Annotated in this window: 18 protein-coding genes and 1 other RNA gene; 13 read left to right on the forward strand and 6 right to left on the reverse strand. The window is 61.6% G+C overall.

Features of this window, described 5'->3' with window-relative positions:
- Nucleotides 1–154 precede the first annotated feature (154 nt).
- Both ssrA and smpB read right to left on the reverse strand, forming a co-directional pair.
- Nucleotides 155–516: a transfer-messenger RNA gene (gene ssrA, locus SSPSH_RS18490) on the reverse strand.
- A 66-nt stretch (nucleotides 517–582) separates the two neighbouring features.
- The gene (gene smpB / locus SSPSH_RS10970) at nucleotides 583–1,056 is read right to left on the reverse strand and encodes an SsrA-binding protein SmpB (RefSeq protein WP_006913421.1); all 474 of its coding nucleotides are present in this window, start codon (nucleotides 1,054–1,056) and stop codon (nucleotides 583–585) included.
- Between the two features lie 202 nt (nucleotides 1,057–1,258).
- Between smpB and SSPSH_RS10975 the strand changes: the two genes are divergently transcribed.
- Together SSPSH_RS10975 and SSPSH_RS10980 are read left to right on the forward strand one after the other, a co-directional pair.
- Entirely contained in the window at nucleotides 1,259–2,641 is a 1,383-nt protein-coding gene (locus tag SSPSH_RS10975; RefSeq protein ID WP_021031696.1) for a sodium-dependent transporter, read from the forward strand.
- Nucleotides 2,638–2,964 carry an RnfH family protein gene (locus SSPSH_RS10980; RefSeq protein WP_006913423.1) on the forward strand — a complete coding sequence of 109 codons (327 nt, stop codon included), beginning with the start codon at nucleotides 2,638–2,640 and terminating at the stop codon, nucleotides 2,962–2,964. The genes SSPSH_RS10975 and SSPSH_RS10980 overlap by 4 nt, the downstream gene beginning before the upstream one ends.
- Here SSPSH_RS10980 and SSPSH_RS10985 read toward each other — a convergent pair.
- The 3 genes from SSPSH_RS10985 to SSPSH_RS10995 all read right to left on the reverse strand — a co-directional run bounded on the left by SSPSH_RS10985 (nucleotide 2,950) and on the right by SSPSH_RS10995 (nucleotide 6,059).
- A complete protein-coding gene (locus SSPSH_RS10985) occupies nucleotides 2,950–3,390 on the reverse strand; it encodes an outer membrane protein assembly factor BamE (RefSeq protein ID WP_161627832.1) in 441 nt (146 codons plus the stop codon). The genes SSPSH_RS10980 and SSPSH_RS10985 overlap by 15 nt on opposite strands.
- Before the next feature lie 102 nt (nucleotides 3,391–3,492).
- Nucleotides 3,493–5,166: a DNA repair protein RecN gene (recN, locus tag SSPSH_RS10990; RefSeq protein ID WP_021031698.1), complete on the reverse strand. Its 1,674-nt coding sequence runs from the start codon at nucleotides 5,164–5,166 to the stop codon at nucleotides 3,493–3,495.
- Nucleotides 5,166–6,059 (reverse strand): NAD(+) kinase, encoded by an 894-nt coding sequence (locus SSPSH_RS10995; protein WP_006913426.1) that lies wholly within the window; start codon nucleotides 6,057–6,059, stop codon nucleotides 5,166–5,168. The genes recN and SSPSH_RS10995 overlap by 1 nt, the downstream gene beginning before the upstream one ends.
- Before the next feature lie 183 nt (nucleotides 6,060–6,242).
- Between SSPSH_RS10995 and grpE the strand changes: the two genes are divergently transcribed.
- The 9 genes from grpE (at nucleotide 6,243) to SSPSH_RS11040 (ending at nucleotide 18,097) form a co-directional block, all read left to right on the forward strand.
- On the forward strand, nucleotides 6,243–6,872 hold the full coding sequence (grpE, locus tag SSPSH_RS11000; RefSeq protein ID WP_006913427.1) for a nucleotide exchange factor GrpE: 630 nt from the start codon (nucleotides 6,243–6,245) through the stop codon (nucleotides 6,870–6,872).
- 124 nt (nucleotides 6,873–6,996) lie between these two features.
- On the forward strand, nucleotides 6,997–8,937 hold the full coding sequence (dnaK, locus tag SSPSH_RS11005; RefSeq protein WP_006913428.1) for a molecular chaperone DnaK: 1,941 nt from the start codon (nucleotides 6,997–6,999) through the stop codon (nucleotides 8,935–8,937).
- 79 nt (nucleotides 8,938–9,016) lie between these two features.
- Nucleotides 9,017–10,156, forward strand: a complete 1,140-nt coding sequence (gene dnaJ / locus SSPSH_RS11010) for a molecular chaperone DnaJ (protein WP_006913429.1) — start codon at nucleotides 9,017–9,019, stop codon at nucleotides 10,154–10,156.
- 30 nt (nucleotides 10,157–10,186) lie between these two features.
- Nucleotides 10,187–10,999: a 4-hydroxy-tetrahydrodipicolinate reductase gene (dapB, locus tag SSPSH_RS11015; RefSeq protein WP_021031699.1), complete on the forward strand. Its 813-nt coding sequence runs from the start codon at nucleotides 10,187–10,189 to the stop codon at nucleotides 10,997–10,999.
- A 108-nt stretch (nucleotides 11,000–11,107) separates the two neighbouring features.
- Nucleotides 11,108–12,238 carry a glutamine-hydrolyzing carbamoyl-phosphate synthase small subunit gene (carA, locus tag SSPSH_RS11020; protein ID WP_021031700.1) on the forward strand — a complete coding sequence of 377 codons (1,131 nt, stop codon included), beginning with the start codon at nucleotides 11,108–11,110 and terminating at the stop codon, nucleotides 12,236–12,238.
- A 103-nt stretch (nucleotides 12,239–12,341) separates the two neighbouring features.
- Nucleotides 12,342–15,566 carry a carbamoyl-phosphate synthase large subunit gene (carB, locus tag SSPSH_RS11025; RefSeq protein ID WP_006913432.1) on the forward strand — a complete coding sequence of 1,075 codons (3,225 nt, stop codon included), beginning with the start codon at nucleotides 12,342–12,344 and terminating at the stop codon, nucleotides 15,564–15,566.
- A gap of 168 nt (nucleotides 15,567–15,734) precedes the next feature.
- A complete protein-coding gene (gene ectA, locus SSPSH_RS11030) occupies nucleotides 15,735–16,277 on the forward strand; it encodes a diaminobutyrate acetyltransferase (protein WP_040608011.1) in 543 nt (180 codons plus the stop codon).
- 67 nt (nucleotides 16,278–16,344) lie between these two features.
- Complete coding sequence (ectB, locus tag SSPSH_RS11035) at nucleotides 16,345–17,622, forward strand: diaminobutyrate--2-oxoglutarate transaminase (protein WP_006913434.1); 1,278 nt, start codon at nucleotides 16,345–16,347, stop codon at nucleotides 17,620–17,622.
- A gap of 85 nt (nucleotides 17,623–17,707) precedes the next feature.
- Nucleotides 17,708–18,097, forward strand: coding sequence for an ectoine synthase (locus SSPSH_RS11040; protein WP_006913435.1), 390 nt, complete (start codon nucleotides 17,708–17,710; stop codon nucleotides 18,095–18,097).
- Between the two features lie 99 nt (nucleotides 18,098–18,196).
- On the opposite strand, the gene SSPSH_RS11045 is transcribed toward SSPSH_RS11040, so the two are convergent.
- Nucleotides 18,197–18,508 carry a hypothetical protein gene (locus SSPSH_RS11045; protein ID WP_006913436.1) on the reverse strand — a complete coding sequence of 104 codons (312 nt, stop codon included), beginning with the start codon at nucleotides 18,506–18,508 and terminating at the stop codon, nucleotides 18,197–18,199.
- Nucleotides 18,509–18,591: 83 nt separating this feature from the next.
- Here SSPSH_RS11045 and SSPSH_RS11050 point away from each other — a divergent pair, with 83 nt between their 5' ends.
- Nucleotides 18,592–19,320 carry an epoxyqueuosine reductase QueH gene (locus SSPSH_RS11050; protein WP_006913437.1) on the forward strand — a complete coding sequence of 243 codons (729 nt, stop codon included), beginning with the start codon at nucleotides 18,592–18,594 and terminating at the stop codon, nucleotides 19,318–19,320.
- Between the two features lie 78 nt (nucleotides 19,321–19,398).
- The gene (locus SSPSH_RS11055; protein WP_006913438.1) at nucleotides 19,399–20,580 is read left to right on the forward strand and encodes a cation diffusion facilitator family transporter; all 1,182 of its coding nucleotides are present in this window, start codon (nucleotides 19,399–19,401) and stop codon (nucleotides 20,578–20,580) included.
- Nucleotides 20,581–20,585 lie beyond the last annotated feature (5 nt).

Consider the following 20,585-nt stretch of genomic DNA (forward strand, 5'->3'; position numbering starts at 1 on the left):
CTTAGCGCGAAACGGCAACACGCCCTAGTGTGGTGCGCAAGCTACGCCATCACGGGTTGCGTGCCACCGGTCGGGGCAGCGGCAAAACCGCAGCGCGGCGTGAGCGACGTAAAGCCATAAAAAAAGCCCCTGTCGTATGACAGGGGCTCGTTTTTGGTGGAGGCGGCGGGAATCGAACCCGCGTCCGCGGATTCTCGACCCTCGGGTCTACATGCTTATTTCGTCTTTGATTGTCGGCGCGAGGTTACCCGACGAAAAGGGACAACCTGCGCGTATCTTCGTTTGCTCTTAACGGGTTGGCCCGAAGCGGGGCCTTGCCGCGAGTCTGTAAGAGTCGATACCCGGATCCGGAAGCACAGACACTTACCGGGCGGGCACTAGCAGGCTTTTAAGCTGCTAGAGCGTAGTTGTCGTCGTTCGCAACTAGCTTAGGTTGCAAATTGATTAACGAGGTTGATTTGCGACCTCGGCATGCACCTCGGGTTTTGACATCCGCGTCGAAGCCATGTCGCCCCCAAAAAGGCAATCGGATTGTAACAGGAAACGAAGTGCGGGCGGTGCCCGGAAATTCAAGCCGGCGTATCAGGTACGCAGAATCTGCGCCTTACGGCGATTCCAGTCGGCTTCTTTCTTGGTCTGGCGCTTGTCGTAGTTGGCCTTGCCCTTGGCCAGCGCGATCTCCAGCTTGGCTTTGCCGCGTTTCCAGTACATCGCCAGTGGCACGACGGTAAAACCTTTCTGCTCGGTTGCGCCGATGAGCGTGGCCAGCTCGCGCTCGTGCAGAAGCAGCTTGCGCGTGCGCGTGGCATCCACCACGACATGCGTCGATGCCGACTCGAGCGGCTGGATATGGCTGCCGAGCAGAAATGCTTCGCCGTCCTTGATCAGGACATAGGCTTCGGTGATGCGTCCTTTACCGGCACGAAGCGCCTTGACCTCCCAGCCTTCCAGCACAAGACCGGCTTCCAGGCGCTCCTCAAGGAAGAAGTCGTGACGCGCTCGCTTGTTGAGCGCGATGGTCGAGCTGGGCTGTTTGCTGTTTTTTTGCTTTGCCATGGCCTTAGTATAGCTGCCCAGGGCAAGCAGGTAACCGGGGGGACGATTTGCCGGCCGATCATTCACGGCACGTAGTCGCAGGGCGCGTGTCAGCCAGAGGTTCGTGCGTGCACGACCGATTCGATATTGAACGCAGTTGCATCGCCGCGCCGCTTGTTACTACGTGCGCGTACACGCGCGCCGCTGGCTGCAAGCGCGCCTGATGGTTGCGTTCGCACAACGCCCGGAGTGGTCGTCCTCACCACGTTTCGTCATTGCCACGATCGCGGCAGTGGTGAGTTTGAGTAACCTATGGCGTCTGCCTTACCTGCTGTCGGACTACGGCGCCGGGGCGTTTCTGCTGGTTTATGTGGCAGCGCTGCTGAGCATGGGGTTGCCGCTTTTTTCCGGCCAGCTGCTTATGGCTCGGGGTACGCGCGCGGATGTGCCGGGCGTGATCGCGGCCTGGACGCGCAACACGCCGCACTCGCGCGTGTGGATATGGAGCGGCTATCTGGCGGTGCTGGGCGCGGCCATGCTGTTAGCGGCTTACAGCGTCGTGGCTGCCTGGAGCCTGGCGTACAGCCTGCGCGGCGTAACCGGCATGCTGGATGGCAGCTCGGTCGCCGCAGCAAGCGCGCAGTTCGTGACATTCGCGCGCGACTCGGAGCGCGGTTTCGGCTGGTTGCTGCTGTTCTTCGCGCTGATTATTGCGACCGCCGCCCGCGGGTTGCGCCGCGGTGTCGAGCCAGTCATGCGCACGCTGGCTTTCTGCATGCTCATGGCGCTTACCACGCTGGTGGTATCCGCCCTCATGGATGCCCGCGCGGGTCCCGCGTTTCATGCCGTATTTGCAGCCGATTTCGGCGCGCTGGGGTGGCGGGGCGTGTTCGAAGCCCTGTACCAGGCGTTTTTTACCTTGAGCCTGGGTACAGGGGTCATCGTGTGTTTTGGTAGTTATCTGCCCAGCGATACGCCGGTGGTGCGTTTATCGTTGCTGATTCTCGGCATCGATCTGGCGGTGTCGATGGCCTGCGCGTTCATGCTGGCCGTGTTCGTGGGCGCCAGTGAGGCGGAGCTCGACGTGGGCATTCAGAGCCTGTTCGAAACACTGCCGGTCGCGCTTGCCGGCAACTGGCAGGCGCCGATCGTGTTCGTGCTCGTCGGGCTTGTGAGCCTGTCGACTGCGATCGGATTGTTCGAGCCGGTGGTGCAACTGGTACAGCAGCGCAGCGGCTATACGCGGCTGCGCTCGACGCTTTATGCCGGGGTCGGACTCGCGCTTCTAGGCATGGCCGCGTTGCTATCGTTCGGGGTGCTTCATAACGTAACGCTGTTCGGCTACAACCTGTTCGGCTGGCTCATGCTGGCCACCGCACAGCTGATCGGGCCGCTGACGGGATTGCTGCTGTGTATCCTCATGGGCCGCGTATTGGCACGCAAGCGTCTGGTCAACGCATGGCAACATGCGGGCGAATATAGCCGGGCGACGGGGTTTGCACTCTGGCACGCGCTGCTGCGCTATCCGACCCGAATCGTGCTGGTGCTGGTGCTGGCGTACGCGCTGGGTGCGTTGCGCGTAATCGAAATGGTGTGGTTCCCGTGAGTGAGTCGATCGACATTGAAGTGGTGCTGGCGTTGCCGGACGAATGCCTGCGTCGACATATTCGGCTGAATACGCCGGCGAGCGCGGCGGTTGCGCTACAGGCCAGTGGTCTGGATCGAGCGTATCGCGAACGCGTGGGCGAAGATACGCCGCCGCTGGGTGTCTACGGTCGCAAGATCAAACCGGACTATTTGCTCAAGAGCGGCGATCGTCTGGAAATTTATCGCCCGCTCACGGCAGACCCGCGCCAGCGGCGTCGCGCGCGAGCCGATGCCCGACGCCGCGGCGAGACCGCGGATTCAGACGGTTCAAGTTCCGGGTAGCGGCCGGCTCAGCTGACGATCGGCGGAGCGATCGATATCGTCCGTGCCAGGTAGATCGTTATCCGGGCCGGGGGTGACGCTCGAGGGTACCGGCTCGTCGTCCATGATCTGGTCGGTGTATTCCTCGTCGCCATCGATCTCCGCGAGCTTGTTATTGACGAAATAGAGGTTCAGCTCGCTCTTGCGCACATGCGCGCGCGGATCGCGGTAATAGAAGACATAGTCCCAGCGATCGTTTTCGAAGCTGCTGTCGATGAGCGACGTGCCCATGACGTATTCGACCTGACGCTTGGTCATGCCGATTTCGAGCTGGTTGACGTTCTTGGCCGTCACCACATTGCCTTGCACCACCGGCACGCGGAAGAAGACCGGTAGGCTGCATGCGCTGAGCATGAGCAGCATGACGAGCACGGCGACTGTTCTCATAGACTTGGACCCGTAGTTAGCGAGGGGCATCATACGGCAGCGCTTTTGCGGCTGCCAAACGCGGTACGCCGTAGCCGTGCTCTGGGCAGGTATCCCGCGGATTCAATCACGTGCACGCTCGATCATGTCGGCGGCATGCGCTCGTGTCTGGGCGGTGAGTTCGACACCCCCGAGCATGCGCGCCACTTCTTCGACGCGCGTTTTCGCATCGAGATAGGTGATACGCGTCGAGGTGTTGCCGTTGCGCACCTGTTTGGCCACATGCAGATGATGCGCGGCCTGCGCAGCCACCTGGGGCAGATGCGTCACGCAAAGCGATTGCCCGGCGGTGCCGAGCGCGCGCAGCTGCCGGCCCACGATTTCGGCCACGCCGCCGCCGATGCCGGTATCGACTTCATCGAAAACCAGGGTAGGTACGCGGGTTCGCGTAGCGGCGACCACCTCGATCGCCAGACTGATACGCGACAGCTCGCCGCCCGAGGCCACGCGTTCGAGCGGACGTGCGCTCTGACCGGGATTGGCCGCGATCAGAAATTCGATATCGTCGGTGCCGCTGGCGTTAATGCGCGTATGCGCAGCTGGGGTGATTCGCACGCTGAATTCGCCTTCGGGCATGCCCAGCGAACGAATAATCTCGGTAATGGCGTTACCGAGCTGGCTCGCCGCCGCACTGCGTTTGGCGCTGAGCGCGGCCGCCGCCTCGTGGTAGGCCTCGGTTTGCCGGGCTTCGTCCATCTTGAGCGTTTCCAAGCGTGCGCCGGCGCCTTCGAGCGCGTCGAGTTCATCGGCCAGCCGCGCGGCGAGCGCAGGCAACTCGGACGGCGCGCAGCGATGCTTGCGCGCCAGATCCTGAATGCTGGCCAGTCGTTGTTCGACTTCGCGAAAGCGTTGCGGGTCGATATCGAGCGTATCCACATGATGGCGCAGCGCGTCGACCGCTTCTTGTGCCTGTATGCGCGCACTGGCGACCAGTTCGAGAATCGGCGCGAAACCGTTGTCGGTTTCGGCCAGATCGCCGACGAGACGCTCAGCGCTGCCGAGCTGATCCATCGCCGCGCCTTCTTCGGCTTCGTAAAGCAGGGTGAGCGCACGCTGCCCGTCGCCGATCAGGCGCTCTGCGCTGGCCAGCCGGCGATGTTCGGCTTCGAGTTCATCGAGTTCGTCCGCGCCGAGGTCCAGCGCCTCGAGTTCGCTGACCTGGTACTGCAGCAGATCGATACGCATGGCGCCTGCATCGTCGACCTGTTCGATGGCAGCAATCGCGGCGCGCGTTTCGCGCAGCGTATCGGCAGCCGCAGCCACCGCCGCAAGCGCCTCACTGTGTTCGCCGTATTCATCGACCAGGTCGCGCTGGGCACTTCGCCTCAACAGCGACTGGTGTGCATGCTGGCCGTGAATATCGACCAGGCGTTCGCCGAGTTCGCGCAGTTCGCGCGCCGGCATGGGCGTGCCGTTGATCCAGCACCGGCTACGGCCTTCACTGGCGACCACGCGCCGGATCAGGCATTCGTTGTCGTCGTCGAGTTCGTGTTCGGCCAGCCACTCGCGCGCGGCCGGGGCATCATCGAGCACGAAGCGCGCGCTCACCTCGGCGCGCTCCGCACCCTCGCGTACGGCTTGCGCATCCGCGCGATCGCCGAGGATGAGATTGAGCGCGTCCACCAGGATCGACTTGCCTGCGCCGGTTTCACCGGAAAGCACCGTCATGCCGGATTCGAACTCGACGTCCAGCCGATCGATGATCGCAAAATTGCGAATGGTGATTTCAGCCAGCATCAGGAATGCGCCAGCTTCTGGCCGCGGCCCCACTGCAACTTGTTGCGCAAGATATTGAAATAGTCGTAGTTGGGCGGATGGATCAGCTTGAGATCGTGTGCGCCGCGGCGGATATGCACGCAGTCGCCCGCGCCCAGCGGCTGGCTGACCTGGCCATCGCTGGTGAAAAGCGCCGCGCCGTCGAGCGTATCGGCCACGCGGATCTCGATTTCATGATCGGCGTCGACGATCAGCGGCCGGTCCGAAAGCGTATGCGGACAGATCGGCACCAGCGCCAGCGCGTTGAGTCCCGGATGCAAAACCGGGCCGCCGCCGGACAGTGCATAGGCCGTCGAGCCGGTGGGCGTGGCCACCACCATGCCGTCGGCACGATGATGACTGATGAAGGCGCCGTTCATATACGTATCGAAATCAAGAACCCGGGCGAATGCCTGATTGCGGATTACACATTCATTAATCGCGGAGAATTGCTCGGGCTGCATTGTCCCGTCGGCGCGCTCGATCTGTGCGCAGAGCATGAGTCGTGACTCGGCGATGTAATCGCCGGCAAAAATATCGTCGAGCGTGGTGCTCATGTCGGCGGGCAGCACATCGACCATGAAACCCAGGCGGCCGAGATTGACGCCGAGCAGCGGCGTGGCCGAGGCCGCGACCGAGCGCCCGGCGTCCAGCAGCGTACCGTCGCCGCCGACGACCACGACCAGGTCGCAGCGTTCGCCCAGTTCCGCTCGGGGGCAGGTGTCTACACCGTCGTGCGCGCTGGCGTGGCCTTCGTCGAGGAGTACGTGTTTGTTTCTCGCCTGTAGATCGGCGATCAGATTCTTGAGGGTCTGGCGTACGCCGTCGTCGTTTTTCTTGGCCAGGATGCCGACGGTTTCGAACTGTTGCGCCATGCGCGTGCCTGCGGCCTGCCGGGAAGTCGATCGCGTAAGCATTCACGCCTTGGTCGACAATTTCAACGAAAACCGGGGGCGCCGCGCGCTTGAAATGGCTGCAGCCAGCCCAATGGTGAGGGCAGTCACGCCGGCGTAGGGCATTCTCGCCGGCACCGTCCAACAAGCGGGGATTTGCAACAGATGAGCCAGGACGAAAAACACAACACACCGCACGGCGAAACGGATTCCGCGGCTGAAAACACGCCTCAGCCGGATATCGAAGGTATCCAGACCGGCACAGAAGAGTACGTCGACGCGGGTGAAGCCACGGCCGACAGCATTGCGGAAACCGATGAGCTGCAGGCCGAGCTCGATCAGGCGCGTGCTGAAGCCGAGCAGTATCGCGATCAGGCGGTGCGTGCGCATGCCGAAATGGAAAACGTGCGCAAGCGCGCGCAGCGCGATGTGGAATCGGCGCGCAAGTTCGCCATCGAGAAGTTCGCCTCCGAGCTGCTGGGCGTGCGCGACAGCCTGGAACTGGGCTTGAAAGCCGCCGAAGAACACAGCGGCGACTACGATAAGCTCAAGGAAGGCATGGACATGACCGTGCGCATGCTGGTGTCAAGCATGGAAAAGGTCGGTATCGAAGCGATCGACCCGAAAGGTGAGGCCTTCAACCCCGAGTTCCACGAAGCGGTCTCGACCCAGCCCAGCGAAGAACTGGAGCCCAATACCGTCGCCGAGGTGATGCAGAAGGGCTACACGCTCAATGGGCGTGTGCTGCGGGCGGCCATGGTGGTCGTTGCCAAGCCCGCCGATGGTAATTCGTAGGCGACTAGAAATACGACGCATGACGGGGTGTAGCGCTTGAAAACATTCGCAGCGCGCCCCAAATCGATTGTCAAGTCAAGTTTAAAGACGCTGCTAATGCAGTGCGAAGTAGAGGGAATTAAACATGGGTAAGATTATCGGTATCGATCTCGGCACCACGAACTCGTGCGTGGCCGTGCTCGAAGGCGATCAGCCGAAAGTGATCGAGAATGCGGAAGGCGAGCGCACTACGCCGTCGGTTGTGGCGTTCACTGACGATGACCAGACGCTGGTTGGCCGTCCGGCCAAGCGCCAGGCGGTTACCAACCCCAACGATACGCTTTATGCGATCAAGCGCCTGATCGGCCGTACCTTCGATGATCCGACCACGCAGAAGGATATCGAGACGGTCCCCTACAAGATCGTCAAGGCCGACAACGGCGATGCGTGGGTCGAAGCGCGCGGTCAGAAGATGGCGCCGCCGGAAGTCTCGGCCAAGGTCCTTCAGAAGATGAAGGCCACCGCCGAAGACTATCTCGGCGAAAAGGTCACCGAAGCCGTGATCACCGTGCCGGCCTACTTCAACGACGCCCAGCGTCAGGCCACCAAGGACGCCGGTCGTATTGCCGGGCTCGACGTCAAACGCATCATCAACGAGCCGACCGCGGCCGCGCTGGCCTATGGCATGGACAAAAAGGGCGGCGACAAGAAGATCGCGGTCTACGACCTGGGCGGCGGCACTTTCGATATCTCCATCATCGAAGTGGCCGAAGTCGATGGCGAACACCAGTTCGAAGTGCATGCCACCAATGGCGACACCTTCCTGGGTGGTGAAGACTTCGACAACGCCATCATCGAGCACATCGCGGCCGAGTTCGAAAAAGAACAGGGCGTGGATCTGCGCAAGGACAAGCTCGCGCTGCAGCGCCTGAAAGAGGCCGCAGAGAAAGCCAAGATTGAGCTGTCCTCCACACAGCAGACCGAAATCAATCTGCCGTACGTGACCGCCGATCAGTCGGGTCCGAAGCATCTCAACATGAAGATGACCCGGGCCAAGCTGGAAAGCCTGGTCGACGATCTGGTCGCTCGTACGATCGATCCCTGCCGCACCGCGCTCAAGGACGCGGGCATGAAGGCATCGGACATCGACGACGTGATTCTCGTCGGCGGCCAGACCCGCATGCCGGCCGTGCAGGAAGCGGTGAAGAGCTTCTTCGGCAAGGAAGCACGCAAGGACGTGAACCCGGACGAAGCCGTGGCTGTCGGTGCCGCGATTCAGGGCTCGGTCCTGTCGGGCGACACCAAGGACGTGCTGCTGCTCGACGTCACGCCGCTGTCGCTGGGTATCGAAACCCTCGGCGGCAAGATGACCAAGCTCATCGAGAAGAACACCACCATTCCGACCCGCAAGTCGGAAGTGTTCTCGACCGCCGAAGACAACCAGCCGGCCGTGACCGTGCATGTGCTCCAGGGTGAGCGCGAGCAGGCGTCGGCCAACAAGTCGCTGGGCCGTTTTGATCTGTCGGACATTCCGCCGGCACCGCGTGGCACGCCGCAGATCGAAGTCACCTTCGATATCGATGCCAACGGCATCCTGAACGTGTCGGCCAAGGACAAGGCGACCGGCAAGGAACAGTCGATCGTCATCAAGGCTTCTTCCGGTCTGTCGGACGAAGAGATCGACCAGATGGTCGCCGATGCCGAAGCGCATGCCGAGGAAGACGCCAAGTTCAACGAACTGATCACGGCGCGTAACCAGGCCGATGGCCTGATCCACGGCATCGAGAAGGCCATGCGCGATCTGGGCGACAAGGTCAGCGACGACGAGAAGAAGTCGATCGACGACGCGATCGCCGAACTGCGCACTGCGCTCGAAGGCGACGACAAGGACGAGATCGACGCCAAGACGCAGAAGCTCTCCGAAGCCTCTGCGCCGGTCATGGAAAAGGCCTACAGCGACGGTCAGGGCGATGACGCCGCTGGCGAAGGCCAGGCCCAGGATCAGGGCGGCTCGAACGACGACGTCGTCGATGCAGACTTCGAAGAAGTCAAGGACGACGACAAGAAGTCGGGCACCAATTCCTAATCGAATGATTGGGTAGTCCTTCAGCCGGGGCAGCGCCTGTCGTTGCCCCGGCGTTTTTGGTTCTAAAGGTCAACGATTCATGGCGAACCGCGATTACTACGAAGTCCTCGGCGTTTCGAAAGGGGCGTCCAAGGACGAAATCAAGAAAGCCTATCGCCGGCTGGCGATGAAAAACCATCCGGATCGCAATCCGGATGACGCTGACGCCGAAGCGCGTTTCAAGGAAGCTTCTGAAGCCTACGAGGTGCTCTCGGACGACCAGAAGCGTCAGGCCTATGATCAGTTCGGTCATGCCGGGCTGGGTGGCGCGGCCGGTGGCGGCGGCTTTGGTGGCGGCGGCGCCGGTGGTTTCGGCGATATCTTCGGCGATATCTTCTCCGATATCTTTGGCGGTGGCATGGGCGGCGGTGGCCGTCAGCGTGCCTCGCGCGGCGCCGACCTGCGCTACGACCTGGATCTCGATCTGGAAACCGCAATCGGCGGTGATACGGTCGAAATCCGTATCCCCACGCTCGATCAATGCGATGCCTGCGATGGCAGCGGCGCGGAGAAGGATTCGCCGGTCGATACCTGTTCCACCTGCCAGGGTGTCGGCCAGGTCCGGATTCAACAGGGCTTCCTGTCGATCCAGCAAAGTTGTCCGGATTGTCACGGCAGCGGCAAGAAGATCCGCAACCCGTGCAAGAAATGCGGCGGCGAAGGCCGTGTGCAGTCTTCGAAGACGCTATCGGTCAAGGTGCCGCCGGGCGTGGACAACGGCGATCGCATCCGTCTGTCCGGCGAAGGCGAAGCCGGCGAGATGGGCGGCCCGTCGGGCGATCTGTATGTCCAGATCAACGTCAAGCCGCACGAATTCTTCGAACGCGACGGCAACAATCTGCGCGCCAACGTGCCGGTCGATATGATCACGGCCGCGCTCGGCGGCGATATCGACGTGCCCACGCTCAATGGCAAAGTCAGCCTGCGTATTCCTGCAGAAACCCAGTCGGGTAAGACCTTCCGTCTGCGCGGCAAGGGTGTGCAATCGGTCCGTACCTCGGCACCGGGCGATTTGTTGTGCAAGGTGTCGGTGGAAACGCCGGTCAATCTCAATGCCAAGCAGAAGAAGCTGTTGGAAGAGTTTCGTGACAGTCTCGAAAACAGCGGCCGTAGCCATAGTCCCGCCACCAGTTCCTGGCTGGACAAGGCCAAGCGCTTTTTCAACGAGCATCTCGGCTAGACGAGCCAATCGCACAGGGATAGGTACGCCATGACGACACGCGTAGCAATCAATGGCGCCGCTGGGCGCATGGGGCGGGAGCTGGTCATCGCCTGTCAGCGTAACGAGGCGCTGACCCTGGCCGCGGCCTTTGAGGCGCCGGAGAGTCCGGCGCTCGGCCAGGATGCCGGGCGTTTGGCCCTCGGTGAAGATCTCGACGTGGTGATCGCCAGCGCTGCCGAGCGCGATGCGTCGACGTTCGATGTGCTGGTGGACTTCACGCGGCCGGAGCCGTGTCTGGCCGCGCTTGCTGACTGTGTGGCGGGCAACGCCGCGATGGTGATCGGCACGACCGGTTTCGACGATACGCAGCTCGATCAGTTGAACGATGCGGCCACCAAGATACCGGTCGTATTCGCGCCGAACTTCAGCGCGGGCGTGAACTTGACGCTGAAGCTGCTTGAAACTGCAGCGAAAGCGTTAGGCGACGACTTCGATATTGAAGTCATCGAGGCGCACCATCGGCACAAGGTCGATGCGCCGTCGGGTACTGCGCTTCGTATTGGCGAAGTGCTGGCTGATGCCACGGGTCGGGATCTGGGCGAGTGCGCGGTCTATGCCCGCGAAGGACACACGGGCGAGCGCGAGCGCAAGACGATCGGCTTCCAGACGATTCGCGGTGGCGATATCGTCGGCGAGCACACGGTGCTTTTTGCGGGCGAAGGCGAGCGCGTCGAGATCACCCACAAGGCATCGTCGCGCCAGACCTTTGCCGGTGGCGCAATGCGTGCAGCGGCCTGGGTGGCCGCACAGACTGCCGGTCGTTACGACATGAACGATGTGCTCGGGCTCGATCACGATTGACGAAACTGGTCGCGCGCCATTCAAGCGGCTATAATCCGGCGCCGCCTGCGCCCGGATTCGTTTAGCGAAGCCCGGTGCGTCCCGAACCCACGAATCCTGGAGGCCTTGTTGCGCCCTAAAGCTGTGCTCGCGCTCGAAGACGGTAGCCTGTTTCACGGTCGTGCAATCGGTGCCCTCGGCACGACGGTGGGCGAGGTCGTGTTCAACACGGCCATGACCGGCTATCAGGAAATCCTCACCGATCCCTCGTATCGGCAGCAGATGGTCACTCTGACCTATCCGCATGTCGGCAATACCGGTGCCAACCCCGAAGATATCGAATCCGACCGCGTGCAAGCGGCCGGCTTGATTATTCGCGAAGTGCCACGTGCGCAAAGTAACTGGCGCGCTTCGAGTGGCCTGATCGAATATCTCGAGGACAATGGTGTGGTCGGCATCGGCGATATCGACACGCGCCGCCTGACGCGCGTTCTGCGTGAAAAAGGCGCACAGAATGGCTGCATCATTACCGGCGACGCGATCGACGCCGACGAGGCGCTCGCTAAAGCCCGTGCCTTCCCCGGCTTGAAGGGCGCGGATCTGGCTGCGGCTGCCGGCACGACCGAGATCTACGCTTGGGACGAGCCCAGCTGGGTCGGGCCCAACGATGCCCATGAGGCCGCTCCTGCGGCTTACCACGTGGCGGTTTACGACTACGGCGTCAAATACAATATCCTGCGGCGTCTGGTCGACTGCGGCGCGAAGGTCACGGTGGTGCCGCCGCGCACGCCGGTCGCCGACGTAATGGAAATGGGCGTGGACGGCGTCCTGTTGGCCAACGGCCCGGGTGATCCGGAACCCTGCGATTACGCGATTGCGACGTGCCGCGAGCTGATAGAACGCGGATTTCCCACGTTGGGTATCTGCCTGGGGCACCAGATCATGGGGCTGGCCGCCGGCGGTAAGAGCCTGAAGATGAAGTTCGGTCATCACGGCGCGAATCATCCGGTTCAGGATATCGACACGGGCGAAGTGCTGATCAGCAGTCAGAATCACGGCTTTGCGATCGATGAGGCGAGCCTGCCCGATACCGCACGCGTGACCCATCGATCGCTGTTCGACGGTTCGCTGCAAGGCATCGAGATCGTCGGCAAGCCGGTGTTTTCGTTCCAGGGTCACCCGGAAGCGAGTCCCGGGCCGCATGATGTGGCGCCGATCTTCGAGCGTTTTATCCGCGCGATGGATGCCGCCAAGGCTTGATCCGAACTTGAGGCGATGCCTGATGTTTCGCCTGTAAGTAATTGATTTAGGCGCGTTCGAGTCTTCGAAGCGATCGCGCATGCCAGTCTAAAGAGCAATCGCCATGCCCAAGCGCACAGACCTGAAAAGCATCCTCGTCATCGGCGCCGGCCCGATCGTGATCGGCCAAGCCTGCGAGTTCGACTACTCCGGCATGCAGGCCTGCAAGGCACTCAAGGACGAGGGCTTTCGCGTCATTCTGGTCAATTCGAATCCGGCCACGATCATGACCGATCCGGAAACGGCGGATGCGGTCTATATCGAGCCGATCACCTGCCCGACAGTCGAGCGCATTATCGAGGCCGAAAAGCCGGATGCACTGTTGCCGACCATGGGCGGGCAGACCGCGCTCAATTGCGCGCTCGATCTGTATAACCAGGGCGTGCTGGCAAAACACGGCATCGAAATGATCGGTGCGACCCAGGAGGCCATCGACATGGCCGAGGATCGCAGCGCGTTTCGTGTGGCCATGACCGAGATCGGCCTGGCCACGCCGGAATCGGCGGTCGTTCATACGATGGATGAAGGCGTCGAGGTCCAGGCGCGTATCGGTTTCCCGATCATCATGCGGCCGTCCTTCACGCTGGGCGGCACGGGTGGCGGCATCGCCTATAACCGCGAAGAATTCGAGGATTTGTTGTCGCGCGGTCTGGAACTCTCACCGACCAACGAAGTGCTGCTCGAACAGAGCGTACTCGGTTGGAAAGAATACGAGATGGAGGTGGTGCGCGATCACGCGGACAACTGCATCATCATCTGCGCGATCGAGAATGTGGACGCCATGGGCGTGCATACGGGCGATTCGATCACTGTCGCCCCCGCGCAAACGCTAACCGACCGTGAATATCAGGTCATGCGCGACGCATCGATCGCCTGTCTGCGCAAGATCGGCGTGGATACCGGCGGCTCGAACGTGCAATTCGCCATAAACCCGGCCGACGGCAAGATGATCATCATCGAGATGAACCCGCGTGTGTCGCGTTCGTCGGCACTGGCCTCCAAGGCGACCGGTTTCCCCATCGCCAAGGTCGCCGCGAAGCTGGCCGTGGGGTACACGCTGGATGAACTCGATAACGAGATCACCGGCGGCGCGACGCCGGCATCGTTCGAACCGTCGATCGATTATGTCGTCACCAAGATGCCGCGCTTCACGTTCGAGAAGTTTCCGGCCGCGGACAGCCGCCTGACCACGCAGATGAAGTCGGTGGGCGAGGCGATGGCGATCGGGCGCAGCTTTCAGGAATCGCTACAGAAAGCCATGCGCAGCCTGGAAATCGGCTCCGATGGTTTCGAGCCCAAGCTCGACGACCTGACCAGCGATGCGGCCAAGGACACGCTACGCGCCGAATTGTCGACGCCGCGTGCAGAACGCATGTGGTACATCGGTGATGCCTTCCGGGCCGGGTTCACGCTCGAGGAAGTGCATCGCCTGACCCATATCGATCCATGGTTTCTCGACCAGATCGAGGAACTCATCGCCATGGAGGGCGCGTTGTCGCAGTCCACGCTTGGCGATATCGATGCGGACACGCTGCGCGCCTACAAACGCAAGGGTTTCTCGGATCTGCGTCTGGCCACGCTGCTGGGCTGCGACGAGTTCGCGGTACGCCGCGCGCGGCTCAAAAACGGTATCGTGCCGGTCTACAAGCGCGTGGATTCCTGTGCGGCCGAGTTCCCAACCGCCACGGCCTATCAGTATTCCTCGTACGACGAAGAGTGCGAGGCCAGCCCGTCCGGGCGCGACAAGATCATGGTGCTTGGCGGCGGGCCCAACCGCATCGGCCAGGGCATCGAGTTTGACTATTGCTGCGTGCATGCGGCGCTGGCCATGCGCGAAGACGGGTACGAGACCATCATGGTCAATTGCAACCCGGAAACCGTGTCGACCGACTATGACACCTCGGATCGTCTTTATTTCGAGCCGCTGACGTTCGAAGACGTCATGTCCATTATCGATGTGGAGAAACCCAAGGGCGTGATCGTGCAGTACGGCGGTCAGACACCGCTCAAGCTGGCACGTCGCCTGGAAGCCGCCGGTGCGCCGATTATCGGCACCACGCCGGATTCGATCGACCTGGCCGAGGATCGCGACCGTTTCCTCAACCTGGTCAAGAAACTCGACCTGAAACAGCCGGCCAACCGCTCTGCGCGTTCGGAAGCCGAAGCCATGCGCCTTGCCGAAGAAGTCGGCTTTCCCATGGTGGTGCGTCCGTCCTACGTGCTGGGCGGCCGGGCCATGGAAATCGTGTACGAACCGGAAGACCTGCAGCGCTATATGACGGCAGCGGTCAAGGTTTCGCCTGATTCGCCCGTGCTGCTGGATCGCTTTCTTGAAGATGCGATCGAATTGGATGTCGATGCCATCTGCGACGGCACTGATGTGTTCATCGGCGGCATCATGGAACATATCGAGCAGGCCGGCGTGCACTCGGGCGACTCGGCCTGTTCGCTGCCGCCATACAGCCTGGGCGCCGAGGTGCTCGATGAAGTGCGCCGGCAGACGGCGGCACTAGCACGCGGTTTGTCGGTGGTTGGTCTGATGAACGTTCAGTTTGCGATCCGCGGCGGTGAGGTCTATCTGCTCGAGGTCAATCCGCGAGCGTCGCGTACGGTGCCGTTCGTATCCAAGGCCACCGGCGTACCGTTGGCCAAGATCGCAGCGCGTTGTATGGCCGGCCAGAGCCTGGCCGAACAGAACGTGGGTGCGGAGCGCAAGATCGACCATTTCGCGGTCAAGGAAGCGGTGTTCCCGTTCTCCAAGTTCCCGACCGTCGATCCCTTGCTCGGCCCGGAGATGAAATCCACCGGCGAAGTCATGGGTGTGGGTCACACCTTTGGCGAGGCGTTCGCCAAATCGCAACTGGCCGGCGGCGTAGGCCTGCCCGAAAGCGGCACGGCGCTGATTACGGTGCGTGACGGCGACAAGCCGCATGCCGTGAAACTGGCACGCGAATTGTCCGAGGCCGGGTTCCGGATCGTGGCGACCCGCGGCACGGCGGGCGCTATCACCGAGGCCGGTGTGGCATGCACGGTTGCCAACAAGGTCAAGGAAGGCCGCCCGCATATCGTCGACATGATCAAGAACGGCGAGATCCAGCTCGTGGTGAACACGACCGAGGGTAAGCGCGCGATCGAAGAATCGCGCTCGATCCGGATCACGGCGCTGCGCTACAAGGTCGCTTATTTCACGACCATCGCAGGCGCGCAGGCGAGTTGTACGGCATTGACCGACGGGCGCACGGCCCAGGTGTATTCACTGCAATCCATACAAGCAGCGATTTCTGCCTAGCTCTGATTTCGGGGATACGGGTTAGGGCGCAATCCCGCGCTACGATGGGCGATACGCGCCGGCCGCTCTTGCCGGCCGGCGTGTTACCTGACGCTGGCGCTGAACTTGGCCCGAAAAAAGTCTGCGAACTCGGTATAATGTGCGCAAACCAAAACCTCAACGAAAGCTATTAGCGACCAAAATTCTGCAAACGACGTCCGGTTTCGGCCGCCCCGCAAGGAAGACGGCGCCGGCATTCTCCGACTCGTGCACGACCTTGGCGTGCTCGATGTGAACTCCGCCTATGCCTATATGCTCATCGGCGAGCATCATGCGGCCACGAGCGTGGTTGCCGAGCTCGACGGCGAACTGGTCGGGTTCATCACTGCCTATATCCTGCCGGCCCAGCCCGAGATCGTGTTTGTCTGGCAAGTCGGCGTGGCCGAAGCCGGCCGAGGCCGCGGTCTGGCCACGCGCATGCTCTTCGAAATACTCGAGCGCGATGCGTGCGAAAACGTGCGCTATCTAGATACGACGATCGGGCCGACCAACGACCCCTCGATCGCGTTGTTCCGCGGCTTGGCGCGACGCCTTGAAGCCGACATCGACGAAAGCGAGCTGTTTTCCAGCGAAATGTTCGGTGATTTCGACGACGAGCCGCACGAACCGGAAATTCTGTTCCGCATCGGCCCGTTCGACCGCGCGAGCGTTATCGCGCACGACACCGAATAAGATCGCCTGGCCGCTTGCCTTACGGCCGCAGGTCATCAATTATCCGAGCAAACGCTTAGGAGTATTTATGGAAACCATCAATCGTCTCGAATCGGAAGTGCGCGGCTATGTACGCGGCTTCCCGACGGTCTTCACGACCGCCAAGGGCAATCGCATGACCAACCAGGAAGGCGAGGTCTATCTCGACTTCTTCGGCGGCGCCGGCGCGCTCAACTATGGTCACAACGACGAAGTGATGAAAGCCGCGCTGATGGAATACATCCAGGGCGACAACATCTGTCATGGCCTGGACATGGCCACGGCCGAGAAGATCAATTTCCTCGAAACGTTCGATGAAGTGATCATGAAGCCGCGCGGCATGGACTATAAGATCCAGTTCCCCGGGCCGACGGGCACCAACGCGGTGGAAGCCGCATTGAAGATTGCGCGCAAGGTCAAAGGTCGCAGCGGCATTCTGTGCTTCACCGACGGCTACCATGGCATGACGCTGGGTGCGCTGGCTGTGACGGGTAACTCGGCCAAGCGTGGCGGTGCCGGCGTGAATCTGGCGGACACGCACTCGGTGCCGTTCTGCGATTATTTCCGCGATGGCCGCGATACCGCGGCTGATCTTGAATACATGGTCAAGGATGGCTCCAGCGGTCTCGAAAAGCCGGCTGCGGTGATCCTCGAGACCGTGCAGGGCGAGGGCGGCATCAACGTGGCCAGTGACGAATGGCTGCGCGAGATCGAGCGTATCTGTCGCGAGAACGACATGCTGCTGATCGTGGACGATATCCAGGCGGGGGTGGGTCGTACCGGCCCGTTCTTCTCGTTCGAGCCGTCGGGCATCAAGCCGGACATCATTACCGTGTCCAAGTCCCTGTCGGGCTTCGGCCTGCCGCTGGCGATCACGATGATCCGCCCGGATCTGGATATCTGGGAGCCGGGCGAACACAACGGTACGTTCCGTGGTAACAACCACGCCTTCGTAACCGCCGTCGCGGCGCTCAACCACTACTGGCGCGACGATGCCTTCGAGAAAGAAATCCTGCGCAAGGGCGAATACATGCGCAAGCGCCTGAACGAGATCGTCGACAGTCATCCCGGCTTCAATGCCGAGGTGCGCGGTCGTGGCATGTTCATCGGTGTCGACTGTGAAAACGCCGACCTTGCCGACGAAGTCGCCGCCGAATGCTTCAAGCACAAACTGTTGTTGGAAACAGCCGGACCGCGCGACAGCGTGATCAAGTTCATGCAGGCCGTGAACACCAGCGACGCCGACATCGACGAAGGGCTGGACATCGTTGCCACTGCACTGCAGACCGTGCTCGAAAAACACGGCCTGACCCAGGGCGCGGCCTGATAAACACTGAACGTTAATACGCCGAACGTTGTCATATACAGCGCAAGAGCGTACAAATCGTTCGACCCACTATTAAGGAGATTGCATGAAAATCGTCCGTACCGAAGACCTGCGTGGTACCGACCGCGAAGTCATCAGCGATGATGGCTGGACCAGCGTTCGCTGGTTGCTCAAGAGTGACGGCATGGGTTTCTCGTTTCACGAGACGACGTTCCCGCCGGGCCTCGAATTCGACATGTGGTACAAGCACCACCTCGAAGCCGTGTTCTGCTACAAGGGCGAAGGCACGCTCGTGAACCGGGACACCGGCGAAGAGCACAAAATCGAGCCGGGCACTGTCTATGCGCTCGACAATCACGACAAGCATACGCTCAAGGCCAAGACCGAGCTGAAGCTGGTCTGTGCCTTCAACCCGCCGGTCACGGGTCGTGAGACCCACGACGCGGACGGCGCTTACGTGCCGCCGGAAGACTGATTACGCGTCCTTAGCGCGTATCCAGTACGGGTAGGAAAAGCCCCGGTCGAAAGACCGGGGCTTTTTTTGTGGTCGCTGGCGGCGCAGCGCGGTTCAGCTTCAGACGGTGAGGCCGCCGACAAATGCGCCGAGCAGCAAGGGCAGGCTCTGTACCACGATAAGAATGAACAGGCCGGCGCTCGCAATGATGCCGATCAGCGGCAGTCCGGCCAGTGCGGTACCAAAACCCACCAGTACGAAACACAACACAGCCGCCGGCAACACCGCAGCCAACAGGCCGCCGCCGGCGCTGCCGGCCGTGCGCCCGCCGACAAAGCCGGCTATCAGCGGCCCAAGCAGAGGCAGCCAGAACAGCAGTAGAGAGAGAACGGCCATCCAGATCATGGCCATGACGATACTGCCTTGTTTCATTCGGTCTTATCCTTTCTTGCATGGACGAACGCCGGTCAAAACCGGACAATGGCGCCGATTATCGCATCCTCGCGCCAACACTCATGAATCGTTATAGTCTCGACAACTACGAGCGTCCCGAACTCGTGCCGCCGCAGAGCGACGCCAAGCTGCTCATGCATTCGTGCTGTGCGCCGTGTGCCGGCGAAGTGCTGGCTGCAGTAAAGACCTCCGGCATCGATGTGACGGTGTATTTCTACAACCCGAATATCCATCCGGTACAGGAATACGAAATGCGCAAGGCGGAAGATATCCGCTATTGCGAGGAACTCGGTATTCCGCATATCGACGGCGATTACGACACCGATAACTGGTTCGACCGAATTCGCGGGTTGGAAAACGAGCCCGAGCGCGGTCGCCGCTGCACAGTCTGTTTCGACATGCGCTTCGAACGCACCGCGCTGTATGCCGCTGAGAACGGCTACGGGCTGGTTTCCAGCACGCTGGGCATCTCGCGCTGGAAGAATATGGCGCAGATCAATGAAGCCGGCGTGCGCGCGGCCAATCGCTACGACGATGTCACCTACTGGACACTCAACTGGCGTAAGCAGGGCGGTGCGGCGCGCATGATCGAGATCGCCAAGCGCGAGGCTTTCTATCAGCAGGAATACTGCGGTTGTGTCTATAGTCTGCGCGATACCAATCGCCATCGAAGCGCCGCCGGACGCCCGCGTATTCAGAAAGGCGTGAAGTTCTACGGCCGCGAAGCGATTCAGAGTGCGAACGTACCCGGGCGTGGCGAGTACCCCGCGCTCAATCGGCGTTCGGACTAAAAACCCGCGGCTGTTCGCTGTCGCGCGACGCATCCGCGCGCGACAGCATGAACACCCGTGCCCGACTATAATTGCGCCATGACCCGCCCCCATGTGCATTCGGCCGCCGCGCATCGGCAAGCGCGTTCGGATTTCAGCGCCAAGCGCCGTGCGACTATCGTGGGCGCGTTGGTGAACCTGCCGCTGGCCTTGATCAAAATCGTGGTCGGCGTGATCGGGCATTCGCAGTCGCTCATTGCCGACGGCGTACATTCGGCCGCCGATCTAATCAGCGACGCCGTTGTGCTCGGCGCCGTTCAAATGGGTATGCAGCAGGCCGATCGCGATCACCCGTATGGGCATGCGCGCATGGAAACAGCGGCCACGTCGCTGGTTTCGCTGTTCCTGCTGATTACCGCTGGCGCGCTGGCCTATGACGGCATAAGCCATCTGGCGGCCGAAGAGTCGACTAGGCCGCCGACCCTACTCGCACTGGCGGTGGCGCTGTTGTCGCTGGTTCTCAAGGAGGGGTTGTTCTGGTACACGCTGCGTGTCGCGCGACGAGCCAAATCACAACTCATCGAGGCGAACGCCTGGCATCATCGCAGCGATGCGTTATCGTCGATCGCGGCCCTGGTCGCTATCGGTGGCGCGATGCTTGGCTACCCGGCGCTGGATGCGCTCGGCGCGATTCTGATTGGCTTGATGCTTGCGTTCATTGGTGTGCGCTACGGCTGGCAGAGCTTTCGCGAACTGGTGGATACAGGCCTCAAGGACGACCGTATTCAGGTCGTGCGCGAACAGATCGCCACCGTGCCCGGCGTGCGGCATATGCGTCGCCTGCGTACGCGCACGATGGGCGGACACGATGCGTTTGCTGATGTCGGCGTCTTTGTCGATCCGTATGTGAGTCTGACCGAAGCGCATCGCATCAGCGAGGCAATTACATCGCGGCTCGTTCGTCATGTCGATGAAATCGCCGACATCTGCGTGCATATCGAGCCGGACGGGCATGCGGATTCGGATGCGGCGCATGCGTTGCCGCTACGGGAACAGATCCTGCCGGAACTCGAAGATGCGTGGTCAACACTGCCTGCAGCAGAGGATATTCAGCGGGTAACGCTCCACTATCTGGACGACATTATCGAAGTCGAGATTCAACTGCCGCTTTCACGCGTGCGCTTTCACGAGCGCGAGCAGGCCGCGTTCGATGCCGTGGCCCGCGATATTCCTGCGATCTCGGAGATCCGCCTTTTATACGGCGCGCCAACACGCACATGAACGCG

It is taken from the genome of Salinisphaera shabanensis E1L3A (genome assembly GCF_000215955.2).
Classification (GTDB): domain Bacteria; phylum Pseudomonadota; class Gammaproteobacteria; order Nevskiales; family Salinisphaeraceae; genus Salinisphaera; species Salinisphaera shabanensis.

Bases quoted from the DNA above. Each gene is read 5' to 3' on its own strand.
- smpB (WP_006913421.1), bottom strand. From the start codon at position 1,056: ATGGCAAAGCAAAAAAACAGCAAACAGCCCAGCTCGACCATCGCGCTC.
- SSPSH_RS10975 (WP_021031696.1), top strand. From the start codon at position 1,259: ATGGTTGCGTTCGCACAACGCCCGGAGTGGTCGTCCTCACCACGTTTC.
- SSPSH_RS10985 (WP_161627832.1), bottom strand. From the start codon at position 3,390: ATGAGAACAGTCGCCGTGCTCGTCATGCTGCTCATGCTCAGCGCATGC.
- recN (WP_021031698.1), bottom strand. From the start codon at position 5,166: ATGCTGGCTGAAATCACCATTCGCAATTTTGCGATCATCGATCGGCTG.
- SSPSH_RS10995 (WP_006913426.1), bottom strand. From the start codon at position 6,059: ATGGCGCAACAGTTCGAAACCGTCGGCATCCTGGCCAAGAAAAACGAC.
- grpE (WP_006913427.1), top strand. From the start codon at position 6,243: ATGAGCCAGGACGAAAAACACAACACACCGCACGGCGAAACGGATTCC.
- dnaK (WP_006913428.1), top strand. From the start codon at position 6,997: ATGGGTAAGATTATCGGTATCGATCTCGGCACCACGAACTCGTGCGTG.
- dnaJ (WP_006913429.1), top strand. From the start codon at position 9,017: ATGGCGAACCGCGATTACTACGAAGTCCTCGGCGTTTCGAAAGGGGCG.
- dapB (WP_021031699.1), top strand. From the start codon at position 10,187: ATGACGACACGCGTAGCAATCAATGGCGCCGCTGGGCGCATGGGGCGG.
- carB (WP_006913432.1), top strand. From the start codon at position 12,342: ATGCCCAAGCGCACAGACCTGAAAAGCATCCTCGTCATCGGCGCCGGC.
- ectB (WP_006913434.1), top strand. From the start codon at position 16,345: ATGGAAACCATCAATCGTCTCGAATCGGAAGTGCGCGGCTATGTACGC.
- SSPSH_RS11040 (WP_006913435.1), top strand. From the start codon at position 17,708: ATGAAAATCGTCCGTACCGAAGACCTGCGTGGTACCGACCGCGAAGTC.
- SSPSH_RS11045 (WP_006913436.1), bottom strand. From the start codon at position 18,508: ATGAAACAAGGCAGTATCGTCATGGCCATGATCTGGATGGCCGTTCTC.
- SSPSH_RS11050 (WP_006913437.1), top strand. From the start codon at position 18,592: ATGAATCGTTATAGTCTCGACAACTACGAGCGTCCCGAACTCGTGCCG.
- SSPSH_RS11055 (WP_006913438.1), top strand. From the start codon at position 19,399: ATGACCCGCCCCCATGTGCATTCGGCCGCCGCGCATCGGCAAGCGCGT.